Origin of the sequence: Thermoflavifilum thermophilum (assembly GCF_900116565.1) — a bacterium.
In the GTDB taxonomy this organism is placed as follows: Bacteria; Bacteroidota; Bacteroidia; order Chitinophagales; family Chitinophagaceae; genus Thermoflavifilum; species Thermoflavifilum thermophilum.
In genome coordinates this window covers 2,339,392-2,360,366 of record NZ_FPCJ01000001.1, presented here as the reverse complement: position 1 = coordinate 2,360,366, position 20,975 = coordinate 2,339,392, and the positions used below count along the sequence as shown (strand labels likewise).

Genomic DNA, 20,975 nt, shown 5'->3' with positions numbered 1-20,975 from the left:
CGGGAATTAAGGAATTACAGCAGATGGCGGCATTCTCTCTATCGGCAGGTGTGCGGCTTTTGACAAAGGCTTTTTACATCAACCGAACATGCACTTCCTGAACAGCATGATTTTCTCCTTTATCCAGAATCAGGGTGGCTCTCCGGCGAGTAGGAAGAATATTTTGCAGCAGATTTGGCAGGTTAATGCTCTCCCAGATTTCATTGGCCAGCCGAATGGCTTCCGCATCGCTCAAGGACGCGTACTGATGGAAATAGGATTCTGGACGTTTGAAAGCTGTTTCGCGCAATAACAGGAACCGATCAACATACCATTTCCGCAGATAAGCTTCTTCGGCATGTACATAAATTGAAATATCAAAAAAGTCGGACACAAACAGCGGGGCTGCCCGCCTGGCCCCCGGTGAGCCAACCTGCAGCACATTAATGCCTTCAATAATCACTACATCCGGATGATGAAGTTCAATATACTGATCAGGTAAAATGTCGTAGTGTAAATGCGAATATACCGGAGCTTTTACGTGATCATATCCGGCTTTCAGCTGCTTGAGAAACTCAATGAGCCTCTTCACATCGTAACTTTCCGGAAAACCTTTTTTATTCAAAATGCCTCTTTCTTCCAGAATTTTGTTGGGATACAAAAAACCATCGGTTGATACATTTTCCACACGGGAATGCTGAGGCCATTGTTTCAATAAAAACTGCAACGTGCGTGAAGCCGTACTTTTGCCCGCTGCTACGCTGCCTGCCAATCCTATGATAAACGGCGCCTGCGGGCAACAGCCTGGTAAATGTTCATTCAGCTTTTGCCGCAGTTGTTGATACGACATGATGTAATCATGCAACCAACAGGCCAGCGGCAAATAGATATCACGGATTTCTTCGGGTGTGAGTGGTTCGTTCAGGGCTGCCAGCCTGGGAATCTGCTGGTCAAGCATATCAATAAATGGTAACTGATGGCCGCATTGTTTCCATTGTTCCCGACTGAAAGAGCGGTACAAAACCTGATCAGGCGTTTGATTCATGATTTGTGCAATAAAATGATTTACACATTAAACCGAAAATGCATGACATCACCATCCTGCACCACATAATCTTTCCCTTCCATGCGCAATTTGCCATGCTCTCGGCAGGCAGCTTCCGATCCGTATTGAATAAAATCCTCAAAGCTAATGACTTCAGCTTTAATAAATCCTTTTTCAAAATCACTATGAATTACACCCGCAGCCTGTGGAGCTTTCCAGCCACGATGAATCGTCCATGCACGCACTTCTTTTTCTCCTGCTGTAAAAAAAGTGATGAGATCCAGCAAATGATAGGTCGAACGAATCAGCCGATGCAGGGCCGGCTCTTTCATTTGATAAGCTTCCATGAACATTTGCCTGTCTTCTTCGCTTTCCATTTCAGCAATCTGGGCTTCAATGCTGTTATTCATGATTACCATTTCAGCATTCTCTTCAGCAATAGCCTGTGCGAGGGCTTGGGTATAGGCATTACCCGTGAGCATGGAATTTTCATCTACGTTGGCTACATAAATCACTGGCTTGGCAGTCAGCAAAAACAAATCGGCAATAGCTTTTTTTTCTTCATCCGTCAAGGAAAGTGTGCGGATATTTTTTCCTTGCTGCAAATGTTGGCGGCATCGCAACAAAATCTCAAATTCTTTTTTCATTTGTGCATCCGAAGAAGATTTCACCGTTTTCTCCACGCGCTGGATTTTCTTTTCAACACTTTCCAGATCTTTCAGCTGCAATTCGGTATCAATAATTTCCTTGTCGCCCACGGGATCTACAGGACCTTCCTCACGGATGATATGGGGATCATCAAAACAACGAATCACATGTACAATGGCATCCACTTCGCGGATGTGCGAAAGAAACTTATTGCCCAATCCTTCACCTTTGCTGGCGCCTTTCACCAATCCGGCAATATCTACCCATTCGATTACTGTAGGGACAATCCGCTGCGGATGCACACAAGCAGCCAATTGCTGCAAACGCGGATCGGGTACTTCAACCAGGCTTACATTGGGTTCAATGGTACAGAAACGATAGTTGCTGGCCTGCGCTTTTACACTGGTACTGACTGCATTGAACAGGGTGGATTTTCCTACATTGGGTAAACCTACGATTCCGGCACGAAGGGGCATCTGAAAATTTTTGGCGCAAAAATACGGATACTTGAGCAGGCACGCAGACAAACGATTGTTTCCAATTTCGGATTACCCGTCAAAATTCAGATCAATATGTATTTTTACGCCTTTGAAATGCTTTTTTCATGATTGATCCACACATTCAAGGCACAGCCATCATCCTTACCGATGGGGCATTAAAGGATGGTCCGGCCAAAACAGCTCATGGGCTGATTCGCGGCACTGAACGTTTTACCATCCTGGGAGTCATTGATCCCGTCTGGGCGGGGCACGATGCAGGCGAAGTGCTGGATGGAAAAAAAAGAAATATTCCTGTTTATGCTACCGTGCAGGAAGCCATCCAATCAGCTCCCCGGCATATCGAATATGCACTGGTAGGTATCGCTCCCAAAGGCGGCAAGTTGCCCCCCGAGATGATTCGTTTGTTGCTGGAATGCATCCGGCACGGACTTCACATCGTGAGTGGTTTGCACCAGAATTTGAATGATATTCCAGAACTGGTACAGGAAGCTTCGCAAAAAGGCGTGCAATTGATTGATATCCGCAAGCCCAAACCCAAGGATCAGCTGCATTTCTGGTCGGGCAAAATCTTTGAAGTTACCTGTCCTATTGTGGCTGTGCTGGGCATGGATACCAAAATCGGGAAACGTACCACAACCCGTTTGTTTACAGAGGCTTGCCGCCGTCATGGCTTGCGGGCCGAAATGATCAGCACCGGCCAAACAGGCTGGATGCAAGGTGCCAATTATGGTTTTGTGCTCGACACGATGTACAACGATTTCGTATCCGGGGAACTCGAGCACGCTATCCACAGCTGTTTTACAGAACAACATCCAGATGTGATTTTTCTGGAAGGGCAATCGGGTCTGCGCAATCCTTCCGGGCCATGCGGCGCAGAGTTTTTGCTTTCGGGGGGTGCCCGATATGTGATTCTGCAATACGCACCCAAACGAATGTATTTCGATGATAATCCTGCCTGGGGCCCTATTCCCGAGCTTATAGATGAAATTGCCCTGATCCGCATGTACGGATCCGAAGTGATTGCCGTAACCCTCAACACCGAAAAATGCAGCCTGGAAGAAGCTTTGCAATATCAACAAGCTTATCGGTCAAAAACTGGATTGCCAGTTTTGCTGCCGCTGGAACAAGGAGTTGATGAAGGTATTAACCTGATCCGCAGACTGATTGCATCTCACAAAAGCCCGTCCGCATGATTATCCGCGACCTGCAAATCCGCAAAGAAAACCTGGGGCTTAAACGCCCTTATACCATCGCCTACAAAACGGTGGATCATGTGGAAAATGTAGTGGTTACCCTTACCCTGCAAAACGGTATCGTGGGATGGGGAGCGGCCAATCCAAGCAAATACGTGGTAGGAGAAGATGTTGATGATACCTGGAACGTGCTTACCCATGCTGATCAGGCGCGGGAACTGCTCATCGGCTCGGATATCCGTCGGCTGGGTGAATTGCTGAACCGCGTGCATCAAGCATTTCGGGGGCACGCAGGGGCTCTGGCTGCCCTGGATATTGCCCTGCATGATGCTTTTTGCCAGGCTCTGGGTATTTCCCTGGTAGAGTGGCTGGGGCAGGCTCATGAAAAAATGCTCACATCCGTCACCATTGGGATAAAATCCGTGGATGAAACATTGGCTGAGGCCGAAGAATATCTGGGTTTGGGATTTCGTTGCCTGAAAGTAAAACTGGGACATTCCTGGGAGGAAGATGCAGCCCGTGTCGCGAAATTGCGCGAACGCTGGAAAGACTTGCCCATTCGCGTAGATGCCAATCAGGGTTATGATACGGATTCCTTGCTCAAATTTTATCATGAGATCCAAGATTATCACGTGGAGTTGATTGAGCAGCCCCTGCCAGCCCATGCCATCGATGCCTACAGGCGATTACCCGAAGAGCTGAGGCACATGATTGCCATCGATGAATCCCTGATTACACCGGCTGATGCTTATCAGCTAAGCCTTCCACCCGCTGCGGGAGACATTTTCAACATCAAACTGATGAAATGCGGAGGCATAAGCGAGGCCTTGCATATTGCCACCATTGCCCGTCAGGCAGGAATTAGACTGATGTGGGGCTGCAACGATGAAAGCATCATCAGCATCAGCGCTGCCCTGCATACAGCCCTTTCCTGCCCCCATACGCAATATCTGGACCTGGATGGGAGTTTTGATCTGGCAAGAGATGTGGTGGCAGGTGGATTCAGGTTAGAGGATGGATATCTGATGCCTGTAACGGACAAACCCGGCTTGGGATTGCAGCCGCTTTCGTAGTACAAGAAAACTCCTGTACGGATTGAAGCCGGACTGATACAACCCAAGCCAAGATCCTTTTCTCATCCGAGAGACGAAGTATTACCAATTGCAAAATTGCATCTTATGGCATTGAATATTGTCTGGATTGCCTTTTTCCTGATTGCTTTTGTGGTTGCTATGTACAAGCTCATCGTGCTGGGCGATACCCATATTTTTCAGGATATGGTCAACAGCACGTTTGATGCAGCCAAAACCGCAGCCGATATTTCGCTTGGCCTGATAGGAATCATGACTTTATGGCTGGGCATCATGAAAATCGGCGAACGGGGCGGAGTGGTGCGGGCCTTTTCCAGGCTCGTTAGGCCCGTATTTTCGAAACTTTTCCCGGAAATTCCGCCCGATCATCCGGCCGGTGGCTCTATCCTGATGAATTTTTCAGCCAATATGCTGGGGCTCGACAATGCCGCTACCCCCCTCGGCCTCAAAGCCATGAAAGAACTTCAGGAATTGAATACCGAAAAAGATACCGCCTCCAATGCCATGATCATGTTTCTGGTGCTGAACGCATCCAGCCTTACCCTGCTGCCCATCAGCATTATGGCTTATCGGTCCCAGGTTAAGATACCGGCTGCCAATCCGGCTGATGTATTTTTACCTATTTTGCTGGCTACTTTTTTTTCTACGTTGACCGGACTCGTGTCGGTAGCCATTTATCAGCGTATCAACCTGTTCCAGAAAGCTTTGCTGCTGCCATTAGGGGGACTCACACTGGTCATTGGCGCTCTGCTGTATTTTTTCTCGCAATTGCCTGCTGCAGAAGTAAACACCATCAGTGAGGTGCTGAGCAATTTTTTATTGTTTTCCGTGATTATAGCCTTTATCGTACTGGCCATGATCCGAAAGGTAAATGTGTACAGTGCTTTTATTGACGGCGCAGTAGAAGGGTTTCAGATCGCTATCAAAATCATTCCCTATCTGGTGGCTATTCTGGTGGCTGTGGCTGTATTCCGGGTTTCCGGGTGTATGGATTACCTGATTCAGGGCATAGCAGCTGTGTTTCACGCATTGGGGGTAAATACGGATTTCGTACCTGCCCTGCCTGTGGCTTTGATGAAACCATTAAGCGGAAGCGGCGCCCGAGGGTTGATGGTAGAAATCATGAACCAATATGGAGCCGACTCATTTCCCGGGCGTGTCGCATGCGTCATACAGGGATCCACCGAAACCACCTTTTATGTATTGGCTGTGTACTTCGGCTCAGTAAATATCAAAAAAACGCGATATACCCTGCAATGCGCGCTGCTGGCCGAACTGGCAGGCATTGTGGCAGCGATCATCATAGCCTACATTTTCTTCCATCACAGCTAATCCTCTGCCAGCCAATATTTCCGGCGGATCATCAGCAGTTTTTCATCTCTTAACAGCTGGTTAATGAAAAGAATTTTTCCCTATTAATCAAAATGTTTTATGTTAAAAAATGATTATCTTTCGGAGCTGTTTTAAACCTACAAGAATATGGAGCCGAATCAAAAATTTGTGTACACCGATGCCGGTGTTACGGCAGAGCATCTGCAGTTTTTTGATGCATTTGGTTTCATTCATTACAAACATTTCTTTACACCCGCACAAATACAGCGTGCCATTCAGGCAGTGGAAGAACTGGAAGCACAATGGATTGCAGAGAAAAAAGACAAAGTCTTTGGCACGCCGATCAAATACGGCAAAGATGAGAATGGACGTACTGTGATTCATCGGTTTGCATTTGCTTCCCTGCACCATCCTTACCTGCATGAGATGCTGCAGGATCCACGTATCCAGGAGCTTAAAAAATTTCTGGGCGACGTGCCGGACGCGCGTATAGCAGAAAACGAAAAAGACGGGCTCGTCATCAACCATTACATCAACACGGGTGAAAGTGAATTCACCAAACTGGGCTGGCATACGGATGGCCTGCGTGATCTGGTATTGAATTTCAAATTGTATCCCATGCTGAATGTGGGCATTTACCTGGACGATTCACCGGTGGAAAAAGGCGGCCTGCGTGTGTTACCCGGCACACATAAACAAGGTCTTTACCAAATGATGTTCCGCAAAAAATATTTTGTAGATAACACACCGGATCCGGATGAGCTGATCATTGAAGCGGAAGCCGGTGATCTCACCGTTCACTCCGGGCGCATCTGGCATAGGGTAGCATTGGCAACGGTGCAGGGCGCGGCCAGCCGCCGGCGGGTGATGTATTTCCCCATCATCAGCGGAAAATACAGCCCCAAATCCCATCGGAGTCCAACTCCCATCTATCATCGCTTTTTGCGGATGATTAAATAGCGCTATTTTTGGAAATATGAGATATGCACTGGTAACCGGTGCCAGCAGCGGCATTGGAAAAGAAATAGCACGTTGCCTGGCACAACGGAAATGGAATCTGCTGCTGGTTGCGCGCAATGAAGAAATACTGGCGCAAACATCCGCTGAATTGCACCAACAATTCCAGGTGGATGTCCGCTATCTGCCGGCTGACCTGGCCGCATCATCAGAAGTAGAGAAGCTCATTCAGTGGGTGCATCATCAACAAATACCCCTGGGTGTGCTGGTTAACAATGCGGGTTATGGAGTGTGGGGAGCCTTTGACAGGCTTAGCTGGCAGGCACAACAACAAATGCTTCAGGTAAATGTGATGGCCTTGCTGCAAATTACCCATAGTTTGCTACCCCTGCTGCAGTCCGACAAAGAACCAGCTTATATCCTCCAGGTGGGAAGTCTGGCCGGCTACCTGCCTCTGCCTTATTTTAACCTGTATGCCGCTTCCAAAGCACTGGTGAATTCTTTCACAAGAGCGCTGGCTTATGAGCTGCGCAGCCGGAATATCTATGTAACCTTGCTGGCACCGGGAGCCGTTGCAACCCGTTTCAATGAAAGAGCCGGGCTCAAAGACATACCTGCAGCACAACGATATGCCATGCCAGCTGAAATAGTGGCCAAAGCTGCCATAGATGGGCTTTTTAAAAGAAAAAAAGTGGTGATGCCAGGCTTCTCGAACCAGTTGATGGCCCAACTGGTAAGTAGCTTGCCTAAAAGCTGGTCAATGACTGTTGCTGCCCGAATCTATAGGCCACAACAAAGCTGAATCGCTTTATGGATACTGACCAACATACAGACTTGCCTCAAACATCCCTGCGGACGGAACACCTCCATCCTACTGCAGAAAACGTTGCTCATAGTAAGTTAAAACACCTGAAACAAGCATGGAAAACAGCATTCCAGATTCCTTTCTTCTGCTGGAATGCACTGCTGACACTGATAGCCGGCATAGTGCTGGCTTATATTGCACAATTATTTTTCCCCTACATTCAGCAGCGGCATGGCATTACACTCTATGACCCGCTGCTGCAGCTGATTCCAGCACACGACGTATCCTTGTTACTGTTTGCATGCCTGTATATTCCCATGTTGGTGTGGTTAACTATGCTTATTGCATACCCACGAAGCCTGCTTCAGGTACTGATGAGCATCATTGCGCTGCAAACCCTCCGCCTGATTACCATCTGGGCCATACCGCTGGACCCGCCGCAGAACTGCATAACATTGCGCGACCCATTGGTTTATATCCTGGCCTATCATCATTTGCCTGTTACCCGTGATTTGTTTTTTTCCGGACATACAGCTACCATGATGGTATTTTATCTTGCTGCACCGAAAAACAAAAAGCACTTGCTGATCATCTGGATGGCTGTAGTGATCCTGTTGCTGCTGATACAACACGCCCATTACAGCATCGACATACTGGCTGCCATTCTTATAGCTCCTGCCATCTGGATTTGGATGGAAATATATCTTTCACGTGGGTTAAATGGGCTGCCCACCTGGGAAAAATGATATTCCTTTACACAGATTGTATCAATTACGCCATACATCAGAATAGTTGGTTTGATTGCCTGTTATGCATGTTGCATTTTTTATTTTTTACGTTATCAATCTTTGTGACTTCTGATTTGAAGTTTTTTCATTTTGTAAACTTACTTGATGGCCAAATGCAAATCATAATGCACTACGTACAACCTCACAAAATTTTCGCTTATTCAATGGTTGCAACCGGAACATAAGAAAGCGTTGTTCCCGGTTCTGATACCTTTTGAAATCATCTGCATACGTACCTGGTTTTAAAAAATTGTATTATTTTTATCTGTGTAAAAAACTTTTCTGACTTGATTGCACCAGTTGTGACTCAATGATAAAACCCTTGTATAAAATAAGCTTCTTCAAAAACTTCTAAATTATGCGTAAGTACTGCTTTCTGCTTTTGCTCACTTATTTCGGGATTATAACCACCGCCCCGGCTCAGCTTGATATCAGGGGTGCCTGGCTGCGTGTACAGCATGCATCATCGCCCGTGAAGACGGTTGCCTTGTTTGGCGATCGGGTATTTATGGAAAGTGAGGTGGATACTGCTACTCATCACATTGTATTTGCTGGAGGTGGTACCTACACGCTTCATGGCGACACGCTGGATGGGCAGTTTTTATATCAGATGGGTGATGAAACCATGCAGCCTGCCAGCTTTCAGTTGGTACTAAAAGGCAATGATGAAGAGCTGAGCTTCACCACTCCGGATGGTGAAACACAACGTTGGAAACGGATTGACAATGGACAAGGAGCTTATGCAGGAACCTGGCGCATTGTGCAGCATCAGCAAAATGGTCAGCTGCGCGATATCCCCCAGACCGGCGATCGCAAAACCTTAAAACTGCTTACCGGTACCCGCTTTCAATGGGCTGCTGTAAATATTGCAACCGGCCAGGTTTTTGCCACCGGCGGCGGAACCTACAGCGTGAGCAATGGTCAGTACACCGAACATATTGAATTCTTTTCCCGCGATTCTACGCGTGCAGGCATGTCGCTGCCCTTTACTGATGAAATCAAAGGTGATCTTTGGTATCACAAAGGTAAAACCACAAAAGGTGACCCTAACTTTGAAGTGTGGAAGCGAGTGGAAGAATAATGATCTCCGCATTTCAGAAAATATGTATTTCACAAAGAAAAATCACTACTTTTCCAACACATTCAATTGCTGATAAACAATAACCCGTAAAGACCCTACCTATGCTGATTCACACATTTCACAAATCCCGAAGGCATAGAAATTCAGCCTTATGGCTGATGATGAGCCTGCCGATCTTATGCCTGCTTCACCCACAACAAGCTGGAGCTCAGCAACACCTGATTCGTTTTGAAAAATATCAATTGCCCAACGGACTCACTGTGATTCTGCACCGCGATACCACGGTACCCGTTGTGGCGGTTACCATGATGTATCATGTAGGCTCAAAAAATGAAACACCCGGGCTGACAGGATTCGCTCATTTTTTTGAACACCTGATGTTTGAAGGATCCGAATACATTCCACGCAAATCATTTGAGAAATACATCACCAACGCCGGCGGCAGCTATAACGCCAATACCACGCAGGATCGCACGTTTTTCTACGAAGTACTTCCTTCCAATCAGCTGGCCCTTGGTCTGTGGCTGGAAAGCGAAAGATTGCTGCACCTGAAAATTGATAGTATCGGTGTCAATACCCAACGCGAAGTGGTGAAAGAAGAAAAACGCCTGCGAGTAGATAATCAACCCTATGGCACCATTTTCATTGAAGTATTGAAACGAGCCTTCAGCGGACCTTATCACTGGTCGCCTATCGGATCAATGGATGATATCAATCGAGCACAATTGGGACAATTCCTGCAATTTTATCATACCTATTATGTGCCCAACAATGCGATTCTTTCCATCGCTGGCAATATTGAAATTGACAGTACCAAAAAATTAATCCAGGCTTATTTCGGTTCTATTCCAAAAGGCAAAACTCCTATCCCACGCCCTGATCCGAATGAACCACCGCTGACACATGAAATCAAAGACACCATCTATGATCACATTCAACTACCTGCCGTCATAGAAGCTTATCGCATGCCAAAAGAAACCTCACCCGAATATTACGCAGCACAGGTGCTGGCCACAGCTCTTTCTGGCGGGCCTTCATCCCGGTTGAATACGGTGGTAAAAGATCAGAAACAACTGGCCGTAGCGGTTGCATCTATTCCTTATTTCAATGAAGATGCCGGTTTGCTGATCAACTATGCGATTGCAAACATGCATGTAAATCCTGACAGCCTGCAACAGGCCATGGATCAAGAAGTACATAAACTAACCACACAACTGCTTCCGGAAAAGGAATTTGAAAAAATCATGAATCAGATTCAAACCGATGTGGTATCCAGTAACAGCACCATGCTGGGTATTGCGGAAAGCCTGGCCGATTATCAAATGTTTTTTGGCGATGCCAACCTGATCAATCAACAATTGCAAAAATACCAGCAGGTAACACGCGAAGAAGTTTTACAGGTTGCCAAAAAATATTTGCGACCGGATAATCGGGTCGTGTTGTATTATTTGCCAATATCACAAAAACAAGCTGCAGGCGAATAAACCATTGAATCTTCAAAACCAAATCATATGCAAAAGATTTCTGTTTTATTACTGTTCATCTTGTTAAATGGCATAACTGCCTTCGCACAAATAGATCGAAGCCATCCGCCAGCTGCAGGTCCAGCACCGGAAATCCACATCGGCACACCCGATACATTTACCCTGGACAACGGATTGAAAGTATTTGTGGTGGAAAATCACAAACTGCCCTGGGTTACAGCTACACTGATCCTGGATCATCCACCGGTTCGGGAAGGTGAAAAAGCGGGTTATGTATCTATGGCTGGCCAGATGCTGCGCACAGGCACGCTGGACATGAATAAGCAACAATTGGATGATACCATCGATTTTCTGGGTGGTAATATCAGAACATCCAGCAGCAGCGCCACAGCATTTTCACTGAGTAAAAATTTTCCTGCCTTGTTTGCGATATTTTCCGACATAGTCTTGCATCCTTCCTTTGATACAACAGAACTGGAAAAACTCAGGAAACAAACACTTTCATCTCTGGCACAACAAAAGGATAACCCCAATGCCATTCTTTCCCATGTTACGGATGCTCTGACTTACGGCAAACAACATCCTTACGGTGAAATTGAAACCGAACAAACCGTCAGCCACATCAACCGCGATGATCTGGTGCAGTATTATCAAACCTACTGGCGGCCCAACACAGGTTATCTGGCATTTGTAGGTGATATTACGCCCCAGCAGGCACGTGAAGTCACGCAAAAATATCTGGCTCACTGGCAACCCGCACCGGTGCCCCATCCCATCTATCCATTCCCTGAACAACCGAAACAGTTGACTGTGGCAATCGTGAACCGACCGACTGCCGTACAAAGCAATATTGCCTTTGCCAATCCCATTGACCTCAAACCTGGCGACATGCGCAATTTTCCGGCTATGATCATGAATGAAATTCTGGGTGGAGGATCGAACAGCCGGCTTTTCATGGATCTCAGGGAAACACATGGCTACACATACGGTGCCTATTCATCGCTCAGCAATGATCCTTATGTAGGTATATTCCGGGCCAGCACAGCGGTAAGAACAGAAGTTACCGACAGCGCTATCAGCAGACTGCTGGCCGATTTGCAGGATATGCGCACCAAACCTGTAACAGAAGATGAATTAACTCGATTCAGAAATGCGCTTTCCGGCAGCTTTGCACGCTCATTGGAAAATCCATCTATCATTGCGCAGTTTGCTATCAACATTGAACGATATCACATGCCGCGCGACTATTATCAACATTATCTGCAATATCTCGCACAAGTAAATGCTGAACAGGTTCAAAAAGCTGCGGAACAATTTATTCAACCTGATCATGCCTATGTGATTGTAGTAGGCAATGCAAAGCAGTTTGCTGATAAGCTGAAGGCTTTTGGTAAACTGGAATATTACTCTGTTTACGCAGATCCGGTTACACCCGATACCACTACACAGGCACCGCAAGGAATATCAGCAACCGACGTCATCAATCATTATCTCACGGCCATCGGTGGAAAAGAAAAATTGCAACAGGTAAAATCATTCAGCCAGGTTGCAGAAGGTGAAATACAGGGTCAACAGGTGCGCCTCACCGAATGGCACTTGCAGGATCAGCATTACATGCAGGAACTTTCTTTGCCATCATCAGGTATGGTGATTACAAAGATAACGATGAACAAGGATAGCATCCGCATGCAGCAAATGGGCCAACAAGTCGCACTTACACCTCAAATGAAACAACAAATCCAACAAAATGCAAAATGGTGTCCTGAACTGACATTGTTAAATCAGGCAGACAAACTAACGCTTACCACCGCTACCGATGAAAATGGTAAACAGGTATATGCGATACAATACACACAACCCAATGGAACCATCACGTACCAATATGATCCGCAAACCGGTTTAAAACTTCATGAAATTCATCAGGTGCAGCTTAATGACAGAACCCTGACTTCTGTATATGATTTTAGTGATTACCGTCAGGTAAAGGGTCTGCAACTGCCTTATGAAATTTCCACCAGCATGGGACCTCAGCGTGTTACTTTCCACGTTACGCAAATACAGATCAATGAAGGATTAAACGAAAGTGATTTTCTGTAATGGTTAATTAACAAATACAGTTTTACCTGAAACAGCAAACAAAAAATGCAGGGCAATCAAATGAGCATCATTAAAATCAGAAAATGAAATTCCAGGTTACACTTGGAATAATGGGGAACAAAGCAACTTTTTTGGCCTGTATTTGCAGGTTGCCCTGCAGCAATCCTCCTGATTGATCGAAGTAAATGAAATACGGATTCAGCCGGCTATATACATTGTATATAGAAAACATCCAGCTGTGATGAAAACGATGATGTTTGGGTTTGGGTGTATAAACGGCAGCTATATCAAGCCGGTTGTAAGGTTTCATGCGATAACCATTGATTTGCGTATAGGATTGCGTCAGAACACCTTCAATGAAATAAAACTGATTGGGAATCGTTACAGCATTTCCGGTAGCAAATACAAAATCAGCTGAAAAATTCCATCGATCATTCAACCGATAACCAACCACAAGATTCAAATCATGCCGCCTGTCAAAACGTGCCGGATATTTTTGCCCGTCGTTCAGATCCGGAAATTTTCTCCAGGTCCAGGAAAGCGTATAGGAAAGCCATCCCGTTAGTTTTCCTTTTTGTTTGTGAATAAACAATTCACTACCATAACTCCATCCTTTGCCAAATACAAAACTGTTTTCCGGGTCATCAAGAGAAGGTGTATATCCTTCAGCAAATTCAATCTGATGATACATTTGTCGTTCATATATCTCCAATGAAGCTTCCCACATCTGGTCATGCAGCTGGGTAAAATAACCTATCGTATATTCCCATGCTGTTTGTGGTTTTACACGATAAGTGCTGGGCACCCAGAGATCTGTTGGAAGTGTAGTTCCAGAATTCGATACCAGATGAATGTATTGTGCCGTGCGGGTAACAGAAGCTTTCAGTGAAGCCTTTGTATTCAACGAAAATCGTGCTATAAGGCGAGGCTCCAACTGCATGTAGGTTTTTACTGGCTGAAACCTGCGATAGAAAACGGAATCATCATGTCCGCTGCCATCAGGTTGTACACGCACATAAGGCCCCACCTGCTGAAACAGGCTGTAGCGTATGCCCAAATTGAAGCCCCATCTTTCACCGGCCTGCATATCATCCAGCACATATACAGCTGCTTCATGTGCATATTTTTTCATGGGATTGGCAGGATGAAAGCTGGCAGTATCCGAACGTCCGGAAGCTGTGGAAGGTTGAAAAGTATGAAAAATATAATCATATCCAAATTGCAGATGATGATGCGGATTCAGATAATAATCCACATCTGTCTTCAGATTCCAGTCGTGAATACCGGAATTCAATCCAACCGTGAAATTATTTTGTGTGGCACCAAAGCTGAACCGATAATCGTTGTATATCAGGGATGTATTGGCAAACATCCGTGCATTGAATACATGATTCCATCGAACAGTTGCGGTGGTATTGCCCCACGGAATATAGGCCTGAAAAGTATTTTCACTGCTGCGGAAATGAAACACATCCCGTCCCAGATAAGCACTCGCATACAACCTGTCACGATCAGAGAATTGCTGATTGAGTTTTGCATTTAGATCATAAAAATAATATCCAGATCCGTAAAACGAACTGGATTTGCTTACGAAGGGTTTCACCAACATATCCACATACGTGCGCCGTGCTGAAAGCATATATGATGATTTGTTTTTTCGGATAGGTCCTTCTATAGAAAACCGGGAAGCAATCAGCCCTATTCCACCTTCACCATGCATTTGCTGATTATTGCCATCTTTCATGGAAATATCAATTACCGAAGAAAGTCTTCCTCCATAATTGGCTGGAATACCTCCTTTAATCAACGTTACATTTTTAATCGCATCAGCATTGAAAATGGAAAAAAATCCGAACAAATGACCGGTATTGTAAACCGGCGCATCATCCAATAAAATCAAGTTCTGATCAGCATTTCCACCTCGTATATACAGACCGGTATTACCTTCCGATGCCTGTACACCCGGAAGCATCTCCAGCGTCTTTAATACATCCACTTCACCTGCCATGACAGGCAATGATTTTACTTCCTGAATGGGTAAACGAATGCGGCTTACCTCCGTGCTTTTAATCTGATCATGTACCCGCGAAACAATGGTTATTTCCTGCGTGGTGTAATGCAAGGGCTTCATTAAGATATCGAGTGACAAATCTTTTTCGAGCATGATCAAACATGAATCAATTTGATAACCCGGATCTATCACGTATAGCTTGTAAGTACCTGCGGGCAGAAGGATAGAATAAAAACCATAATGATTGGTGCTGACATCTAAAACACTGCCTGTAGCTGATTGTACATGAATATCTGCACCTATCAGCAGTTCACCATTCAGGCTATCGCGTACATACCCACTAAGAGTGTACTGAGCAAAACCAGTAAATGAAATCATCAGCCAGAAACATACCGCAGGGCATATCCTGCAACATTTGCTTTTCCATAAATTTTCCTGAGAAATCAAGCGCATTGATTCAGATTCTGATGAAGCAAATTAAACAATAAAACGGCTTGCTGCTGCCTGTTGGCTGGCAGGGTTGTGGAATCATCCAGTATGGGAATTTTTGATAGCTTTGCCGGCCTGAATGATGGTGAGTTTGCAACATATTACGCTTGAATTTGGGGCACGCAGCTTGCTACATAACATAAACTGGCACATTGGCAAAGGAGAACGCATAGGATTGGTAGGTCGCAATGGTGCCGGAAAATCAACCCTGTTGAAACTCATTGCCGGTGAATTATCGCCGCAGGAAGGGTTTGTGAATCGGCAGCGTGAACTGCGCATCGGATTTTTTCACCAGGAATTGCTGAGCTTTCAAACAGAAGCGCCCATCCGCGATGTGGCGATGAGTGCGTTTGATGAAATCAACCGTTGCTGGCAACGCCTGCAGGAACTGAGCCAGCAGATGGCCTCCAACCAGCAGGAAAGCCTGATGCAGGAATATGGCGAATTGCTCCATCAGTTTGAAACAGCCAATGTTTACCAATTGAAAGCCCGTACGGAAGAAGTGCTGGAAGGCCTGGGCTTCCAGACGAGCGACCTGGATCGCCCTTTTCATACCTTTTCCGGCGGCTGGCGCATGCGCGTATTGCTGGCCCGCCTGCTGCTGCAGCAGCCCGACTTGCTCCTGCTCGACGAACCCACCAATCATCTGGATTTACCCAGCATGCAATGGCTGGAAAATTATCTGCAACAAATCCCCGGCACTTGCATCATTGCCTCGCACGACCGCCATTTCCTCGATAGATTGGTTGAGAAAATCGTGGAAATCGATCAGCAACAACTTTTTATCTATACCGGAAATTATAGTGCTTACATCGCACAGAAACAAGCCAGGCAGGAGCATCAGCAAAGGACATATGAAAATCAGCAGGCTTTCATTCAACATCAGCAAGCTTTTATAGAACGCTTCCGGGCAAAGGCTACTAAAGCCGCACAAGTGCAGAGTGCAATCAGAAAACTGGAAAAACTGGAACGCATTGATCCCGTTGAAGCAACAACAAATACACCACGCTTTCAGTTCCGGATGCAACGTGAACCGGGACGACTGATCATGAGTGGGCATCACATCAGCAAATCATACAACGAAAACACTGTATTGAAGGATGTTTCCTTTGAAATCATGCGGGGTGATAAAATTGGTTTGATTGGTGCCAATGGCCGTGGAAAATCAACCCTGCTCCGCATCCTGGCAGGCCAGGAATCATTTGAAGGAAAACTGCATACCGGGCACCATGTGGTAATGGCCTATTATGCACAACATCATACCGAACAACTGAATCCAGCCAACACCATCTTGCAGGAAGTAGAACAACATGCTCCCTCCTACACTACCCAGGAAATTCGCAATGTGCTCGGGCAGTTCCTATTCAGTGGCGATGACATTTTGAAGCCCATACAGGTATTGTCAGGCGGCGAAAAAGCCCGGGTGGCTCTGGCCAAATTGTTTCTCACACAAGCCAATTTCCTGTTGCTCGACGAGCCCACCAATCACCTGGATATTCCTTCCATAGATGCGCTGAAACAGGCATTGAGCAATTTTCCGGGTAGTTATATCGTTGTTTCTCACGACCGCTATTTTCTGGAGGGAATGATTCAAAGAATCTGGTATATTGAAAATGCACAACTCTGCGAATGGCAGGGAGATCTCATTTCCTGGGTCCAGCAAAAAGCATTTGCAACAGCTTCTTCATCTTCAACCTATACTTCCCGGCAAATTAACCAGCCTGCTGCAGAAGAGCGAGCCCGCAGAAAAGCCTATCAACAACAAAAACGCCAGTTTGAAAAAATCGAAAAACAACTCGATACTCTCCAGGCAGAAATTCGCAATGTTGAACTACGACTGGCTGATCCCGTCCTCTATGCTAACAAACAGGAATTTCTGAAGATTGAACAACTCTACCGCAATCTTCAATCCCAATATCAGGATTTGCAAACCCGCTATGAAGAAGCGTTTGAGCGACTGATGGAAATGGAGAAAGAACTATAATGCCTGCACATCGTTGAAATCCGGTAAATTTGAAGCACACAAAATCTGCGTTATGCCTGCACAGGATGTCTTCATCGTAGGTGCTGCCCGTACGCCAATCGGCAGCTTTCAGGGGGCTCTCTCATCCGTACCTGCCACCGAACTGGGTGCCATTGCCATTCGCGAAGCGCTGAAACGCGCTCAGGTGGCTCCTGAACAAATTCAGGAGGTATTCATGGGTAGTGTGCTGCAGGCCGCACTGGGTCAGGCTCCTGCTACCCAAGCCAGCCTGAAAGCCGGAATTCCCGACAGCGTGCCGGCTACATTGGTAAACAAAGTATGCGCCAGCGGCATGAAAGCCATCATGCTCGGCTCCTTGTCCATCGCATCCAATGATGAGCATTTCATTGTGGCCGGAGGCATGGAGAACATGAGCCAAACGCCTTATTACCTCACTAAAGCACGCAGCGGATACCGGTTGGGGCACGGCGAATTGATTGATGGCATGATTCTGGACGGGTTGTGGGATCCTTATCACCAGTATCACATGGGCAATGCAGCTGAATTATGCGCCCGCACCTATCATCTTACGCGTGAACAACAGGATGCATACGCCCGCCAAAGCTATGAACGGGTTGCACAAGCCTACGCCAACGGATGGATGCAATCGCAGCTAGTTGCCGTGGAAGTGCAAGAAGGTAAAAACATGCGGACGGTGCAGGAAGACGAAGAATTCCGCCGTGCTAATTTTGAAAAAATGCCTTTGCTCAAACCCGCTTTTGAAGAAGGGGGTACCATCACCGCAGCCAATGCTTCCAAAATCAATGATGGAGCGGCTGCCGTGGTGCTGGCCAGCGAAGAGGCCGTAAAAAAATCAAATCTTCGCCCCCTGGCGCGCATCGTTTCCTTTGCCGACGCCGCACAAGCTCCCGAATGGTTTACCACCACCCCCATCAAAGCCATGGATAAGGCTTTGCAAAAAGCCGGATTAAAAATTCAGGATATGGATTTTGTGGAAATCAACGAAGCCTTTTCCTGCGTGGCCATGGTAAATGCCCAACAGATGGGCATTCCGGAAGAAAAGCTGAACGTGTGGGGAGGAGCCGTGGCATTGGGACATCCCCTGGGCTGCAGCGGAGCCCGCATCGTGGTTACCCTCCTGCATATCCTGCAGCACCACAAAGCCCGGTACGGATTGGCCGGCATCTGCAACGGAGGCGGCGGTGCCAGCGCCATGATTATTGAAAACCTGTTGCGTTAACAAGTTCAGTTCAAATCATCAACAAACGGTAAACATACCTGTCATTCATTATTTCCTATTCCCATCTATGCAAAATGAATCACTTCCTTTCACATAACACGATACATGTTAAATCAACACGAATAAATTAAAACATATTCAAACATACAATTACAAACATGTGCACCTCAAAAAGGAATTTACCCATAACCCGAAAATATAGTTGTCTGCAACAAGGATTTGTGTCCCTGATGCCAATATGGATAATCCTTATGAGCATATCTTTTGTATGCAACATCGGTACAGGATATGCGCAAACTACATCCGTCCGATCATACAACGTGCTGGATTGGAACGGTCATCAGACCCTGCATGATTTTATTACACAAAGATTACACCAGCAATACCGACATCGGGACAGCCTGTTACATCAAGCTTTGTTGCATCATCAGCTTGAGCAATACCAGCAATATTGCCGGCAGCAATATCTTTCCATTCTTGGATCCATGCCTCCAAAAACACCTTTGCATGCACAGTTGCTGAGTACGATCGCAGAAGATGGATATCGGATTGAAAAAATCATCTTTGAAAGTTTGCCGCATCATCATGTAACAGCCAATCTGTATGTCCCTGTTGGAAAAGGACCCTTTCCCGGTATCCTGTTTTGTTGCGGACATGAAGCAACAGCCAAAGCCACTCTTACCTATCAGCAAACCGCTATCTTGCTGGCCCAGCATGGATTTGTGGTTTTAATGATTGATCCGATCTCACAAGGCGAAAGATATCAGCTCACGGATTCTTCGGGTAATCCTCTAACCCGCGGGGGCACTACGGAACATACCTTGCTGGCTGCAGGCGCCAATTTGCTGGGCACCAGCGTAGTAAAAGATGAAATGTGGGATAACATTCGGGCAATAGATTATCTATGTTCCAGGCCTGAAGTAGATAGCACGCGTATTGGATGCATAGGCAATTCGGGTGGGGGCACACAAACGGCTTATCTAATACCCTTAGATGCTCGTATCAAAGCAGCCGTCATATGCAGCTATGTAACCCGCAGGGAAAGAACATTATGGCTGCTGGGACCGCAGGATGGCTGCCAATGGCTGCCAGGCGAGAGTGAAGCGGGGCTGGATATCAGCGATTATATCATCATGTTCGCTCCCAGACCTGTATTGATTCTTGCAGGCAGGTATGATTTTGTGGATTTCAATGGTACACTCGATGTGTATCATGAATTGCAGCAGGTGTATGATACATTGGGTGCTTCCTCCCATATTAGTCTTTTTGCTTATGATGACGGACATGGCATTCAGCCACCCAAACAGGAAAAAGCCGTACAATGGTTCCGGAAATGGTTTATGCATGATGATATGCCTGTCCACGAAAAAGCGCTTCCTACATTGCCTGCAGACAGCTTGCAGGTAACCATCACAGGTCAGGTGAATACAGCATTTGCAGATGAGCAGACATTGCCGGCAATGCGGCTTTCCATAGCCAGGAGCTGGCAAGCCTCACGTACCCATTGGCTTCATGATAGCAGCCGAATGCAATATCAAAACATGATCAAACGAATCTTGCATCTGCCTGAATCAAATCATTTTTCCATTGACACCCAGCAAATGGGCACTGTGGTTATTGCAGGTTATCGTTTTCAAAAAATCATTATTCGTGGAAATGATTTCCCACCTATACCCTGTTTGATAACCGATCCATCAGCATTCAAATCATTTACGAAATGGAAAATAATGTTGAATCAGGCCGGTAAAGATGCGGTATTGAAAGATAGCCTGTATCTGATGAAATCTATCCGGCAAAGCTGTATGCTGCTGATAGCCGACCTCAGAGGTATGGGAGAAACAGCCGATGATGCGGCCTTTAATGATAAGAAATATATGAATCAGGAATACCGGAATGCCGTGCTGGCTTTGTTCACCGGATTTTCCCTGCCTGCACAGCGCACACAGGATGTGTTGATGCTGCTGAATTTTATTACACAACATACATCCCTATCTTCATTACCGATAGATATAGAAGCCACAGGGCCGGCTGCTGAAGCAGCTTTACTGGCTGCAGCACTTAATCCGCATGTCCATCAGTTCACGTTATCCGATATGCCGGATAGTTTTATGGATTTTCTTTTGCATCCTGCCACACCCAATCAATACAGCTATGTAATTCCCTATGCTTTAACCTGCTTTGACCTACCTGATTTGATTCAGTTTGTTGGATCGGAAAAAGTCAGGATTACAAACAAATAAGGTGTTCTACA

Annotated in this window: 15 protein-coding genes; 12 read left to right on the top strand and 3 right to left on the bottom strand. The window is 46.2% G+C overall.

All coding sequences use genetic code 11. The annotated features are described in order from the left end of the window. Positions 1 to 73: 73 nt before the first annotated feature. Entirely contained in the window at positions 74 to 1,024 is a 951-nt protein-coding gene (coaA, locus tag BM367_RS10065) for a type I pantothenate kinase (protein ID WP_092460194.1), read from the bottom strand. A gap of 20 nt (positions 1,025 to 1,044) precedes the next feature. Beyond that, positions 1,045 to 2,148, bottom strand: a complete 1,104-nt coding sequence (ychF, locus tag BM367_RS10060) for a redox-regulated ATPase YchF (protein WP_092460192.1) — start codon at positions 2,146 to 2,148, stop codon at positions 1,045 to 1,047. Between the two features lie 128 nt (positions 2,149 to 2,276). Between ychF and BM367_RS10055 the strand changes: the two genes are divergently transcribed. The 9 genes from BM367_RS10055 to BM367_RS10015 all read left to right on the top strand — a co-directional run bounded on the left by BM367_RS10055 (position 2,277) and on the right by BM367_RS10015 (position 13,000). Next, positions 2,277 to 3,365, top strand: coding sequence for an N-acetyltransferase DgcN family protein (locus BM367_RS10055; protein WP_092460191.1), 1,089 nt, complete (start codon positions 2,277 to 2,279; stop codon positions 3,363 to 3,365). Further along, a complete protein-coding gene (locus BM367_RS10050) occupies positions 3,362 to 4,438 on the top strand; it encodes a mandelate racemase/muconate lactonizing enzyme family protein (protein ID WP_092460189.1) in 1,077 nt (358 codons plus the stop codon). The genes BM367_RS10055 and BM367_RS10050 overlap by 4 nt, the downstream gene beginning before the upstream one ends. 105 nt (positions 4,439 to 4,543) lie before the next feature. Further along, complete coding sequence (locus tag BM367_RS10045; RefSeq protein WP_092460188.1) at positions 4,544 to 5,788, top strand: nucleoside recognition domain-containing protein; 1,245 nt, start codon at positions 4,544 to 4,546, stop codon at positions 5,786 to 5,788. A gap of 147 nt (positions 5,789 to 5,935) precedes the next feature. Beyond that, positions 5,936 to 6,748, top strand: a complete 813-nt coding sequence (locus BM367_RS10040) for a phytanoyl-CoA dioxygenase family protein (RefSeq protein ID WP_092460186.1) — start codon at positions 5,936 to 5,938, stop codon at positions 6,746 to 6,748. Between the two features lie 16 nt (positions 6,749 to 6,764). Further along, a complete protein-coding gene (locus BM367_RS10035) occupies positions 6,765 to 7,547 on the top strand; it encodes an SDR family NAD(P)-dependent oxidoreductase (protein WP_092460185.1) in 783 nt (260 codons plus the stop codon). Positions 7,548 to 7,555: 8 nt separating this feature from the next. Continuing rightward, complete coding sequence (locus BM367_RS10030) at positions 7,556 to 8,296, top strand: phosphatase PAP2-related protein (RefSeq protein ID WP_092460184.1); 741 nt, start codon at positions 7,556 to 7,558, stop codon at positions 8,294 to 8,296. Positions 8,297 to 8,696: 400 nt separating this feature from the next. Further along, positions 8,697 to 9,419 (top strand): hypothetical protein, encoded by a 723-nt coding sequence (locus BM367_RS10025; RefSeq protein WP_092460183.1) that lies wholly within the window; start codon positions 8,697 to 8,699, stop codon positions 9,417 to 9,419. Between the two features lie 101 nt (positions 9,420 to 9,520). Beyond that, positions 9,521 to 10,903, top strand: a complete 1,383-nt coding sequence (locus tag BM367_RS10020) for a M16 family metallopeptidase (RefSeq protein ID WP_245759962.1) — start codon at positions 9,521 to 9,523, stop codon at positions 10,901 to 10,903. Positions 10,904 to 10,930: 27 nt separating this feature from the next. After that, complete coding sequence (locus BM367_RS10015; RefSeq protein ID WP_092460182.1) at positions 10,931 to 13,000, top strand: M16 family metallopeptidase; 2,070 nt, start codon at positions 10,931 to 10,933, stop codon at positions 12,998 to 13,000. Positions 13,001 to 13,076: 76 nt separating this feature from the next. On the opposite strand, the gene BM367_RS10010 is transcribed toward BM367_RS10015, so the two are convergent. Next, positions 13,077 to 15,389 carry a TonB-dependent receptor gene (locus BM367_RS10010; RefSeq protein ID WP_245759961.1) on the bottom strand — a complete coding sequence of 771 codons (2,313 nt, stop codon included), beginning with the start codon at positions 15,387 to 15,389 and terminating at the stop codon, positions 13,077 to 13,079. Between the two features lie 190 nt (positions 15,390 to 15,579). Here BM367_RS10010 and BM367_RS10005 point away from each other — a divergent pair, with 190 nt between their 5' ends. The 3 genes from BM367_RS10005 to BM367_RS09995 all read left to right on the top strand — a co-directional run bounded on the left by BM367_RS10005 (position 15,580) and on the right by BM367_RS09995 (position 20,964). Continuing rightward, positions 15,580 to 17,484, top strand: coding sequence for an ABC-F family ATP-binding cassette domain-containing protein (locus tag BM367_RS10005; protein WP_092460180.1), 1,905 nt, complete (start codon positions 15,580 to 15,582; stop codon positions 17,482 to 17,484). Positions 17,485 to 17,536: 52 nt separating this feature from the next. Beyond that, complete coding sequence (locus tag BM367_RS10000) at positions 17,537 to 18,724, top strand: acetyl-CoA C-acyltransferase (RefSeq protein ID WP_092460179.1); 1,188 nt, start codon at positions 17,537 to 17,539, stop codon at positions 18,722 to 18,724. 251 nt (positions 18,725 to 18,975) lie between these two features. Beyond that, a complete protein-coding gene (locus BM367_RS09995; protein ID WP_092460178.1) occupies positions 18,976 to 20,964 on the top strand; it encodes an alpha/beta hydrolase family protein in 1,989 nt (662 codons plus the stop codon). The last annotated feature ends 11 nt before the right edge of the window (positions 20,965 to 20,975 follow it).

Coding starts and splice junctions, on each gene's coding strand:
- coaA (WP_092460194.1), bottom strand. CDS start 1,024: ATGAATCAAACGCCTGATCAGGTTTTGTACCGCTCTTTCAGTCGGGAA.
- ychF (WP_092460192.1), bottom strand. CDS start 2,148: ATGCCCCTTCGTGCCGGAATCGTAGGTTTACCCAATGTAGGAAAATCC.
- BM367_RS10055 (WP_092460191.1), top strand. CDS start 2,277: ATGATTGATCCACACATTCAAGGCACAGCCATCATCCTTACCGATGGG.
- BM367_RS10050 (WP_092460189.1), top strand. CDS start 3,362: ATGATTATCCGCGACCTGCAAATCCGCAAAGAAAACCTGGGGCTTAAA.
- BM367_RS10045 (WP_092460188.1), top strand. CDS start 4,544: ATGGCATTGAATATTGTCTGGATTGCCTTTTTCCTGATTGCTTTTGTG.
- BM367_RS10040 (WP_092460186.1), top strand. CDS start 5,936: ATGGAGCCGAATCAAAAATTTGTGTACACCGATGCCGGTGTTACGGCA.
- BM367_RS10035 (WP_092460185.1), top strand. CDS start 6,765: ATGAGATATGCACTGGTAACCGGTGCCAGCAGCGGCATTGGAAAAGAA.
- BM367_RS10030 (WP_092460184.1), top strand. CDS start 7,556: ATGGATACTGACCAACATACAGACTTGCCTCAAACATCCCTGCGGACG.
- BM367_RS10025 (WP_092460183.1), top strand. CDS start 8,697: ATGCGTAAGTACTGCTTTCTGCTTTTGCTCACTTATTTCGGGATTATA.
- BM367_RS10020 (WP_245759962.1), top strand. CDS start 9,521: ATGCTGATTCACACATTTCACAAATCCCGAAGGCATAGAAATTCAGCC.
- BM367_RS10015 (WP_092460182.1), top strand. CDS start 10,931: ATGCAAAAGATTTCTGTTTTATTACTGTTCATCTTGTTAAATGGCATA.
- BM367_RS10010 (WP_245759961.1), bottom strand. CDS start 15,389: ATGATTTCATTTACTGGTTTTGCTCAGTACACTCTTAGTGGGTATGTA.
- BM367_RS10005 (WP_092460180.1), top strand. CDS start 15,580: ATGATGGTGAGTTTGCAACATATTACGCTTGAATTTGGGGCACGCAGC.
- BM367_RS10000 (WP_092460179.1), top strand. CDS start 17,537: ATGCCTGCACAGGATGTCTTCATCGTAGGTGCTGCCCGTACGCCAATC.
- BM367_RS09995 (WP_092460178.1), top strand. CDS start 18,976: ATGAGCATATCTTTTGTATGCAACATCGGTACAGGATATGCGCAAACT.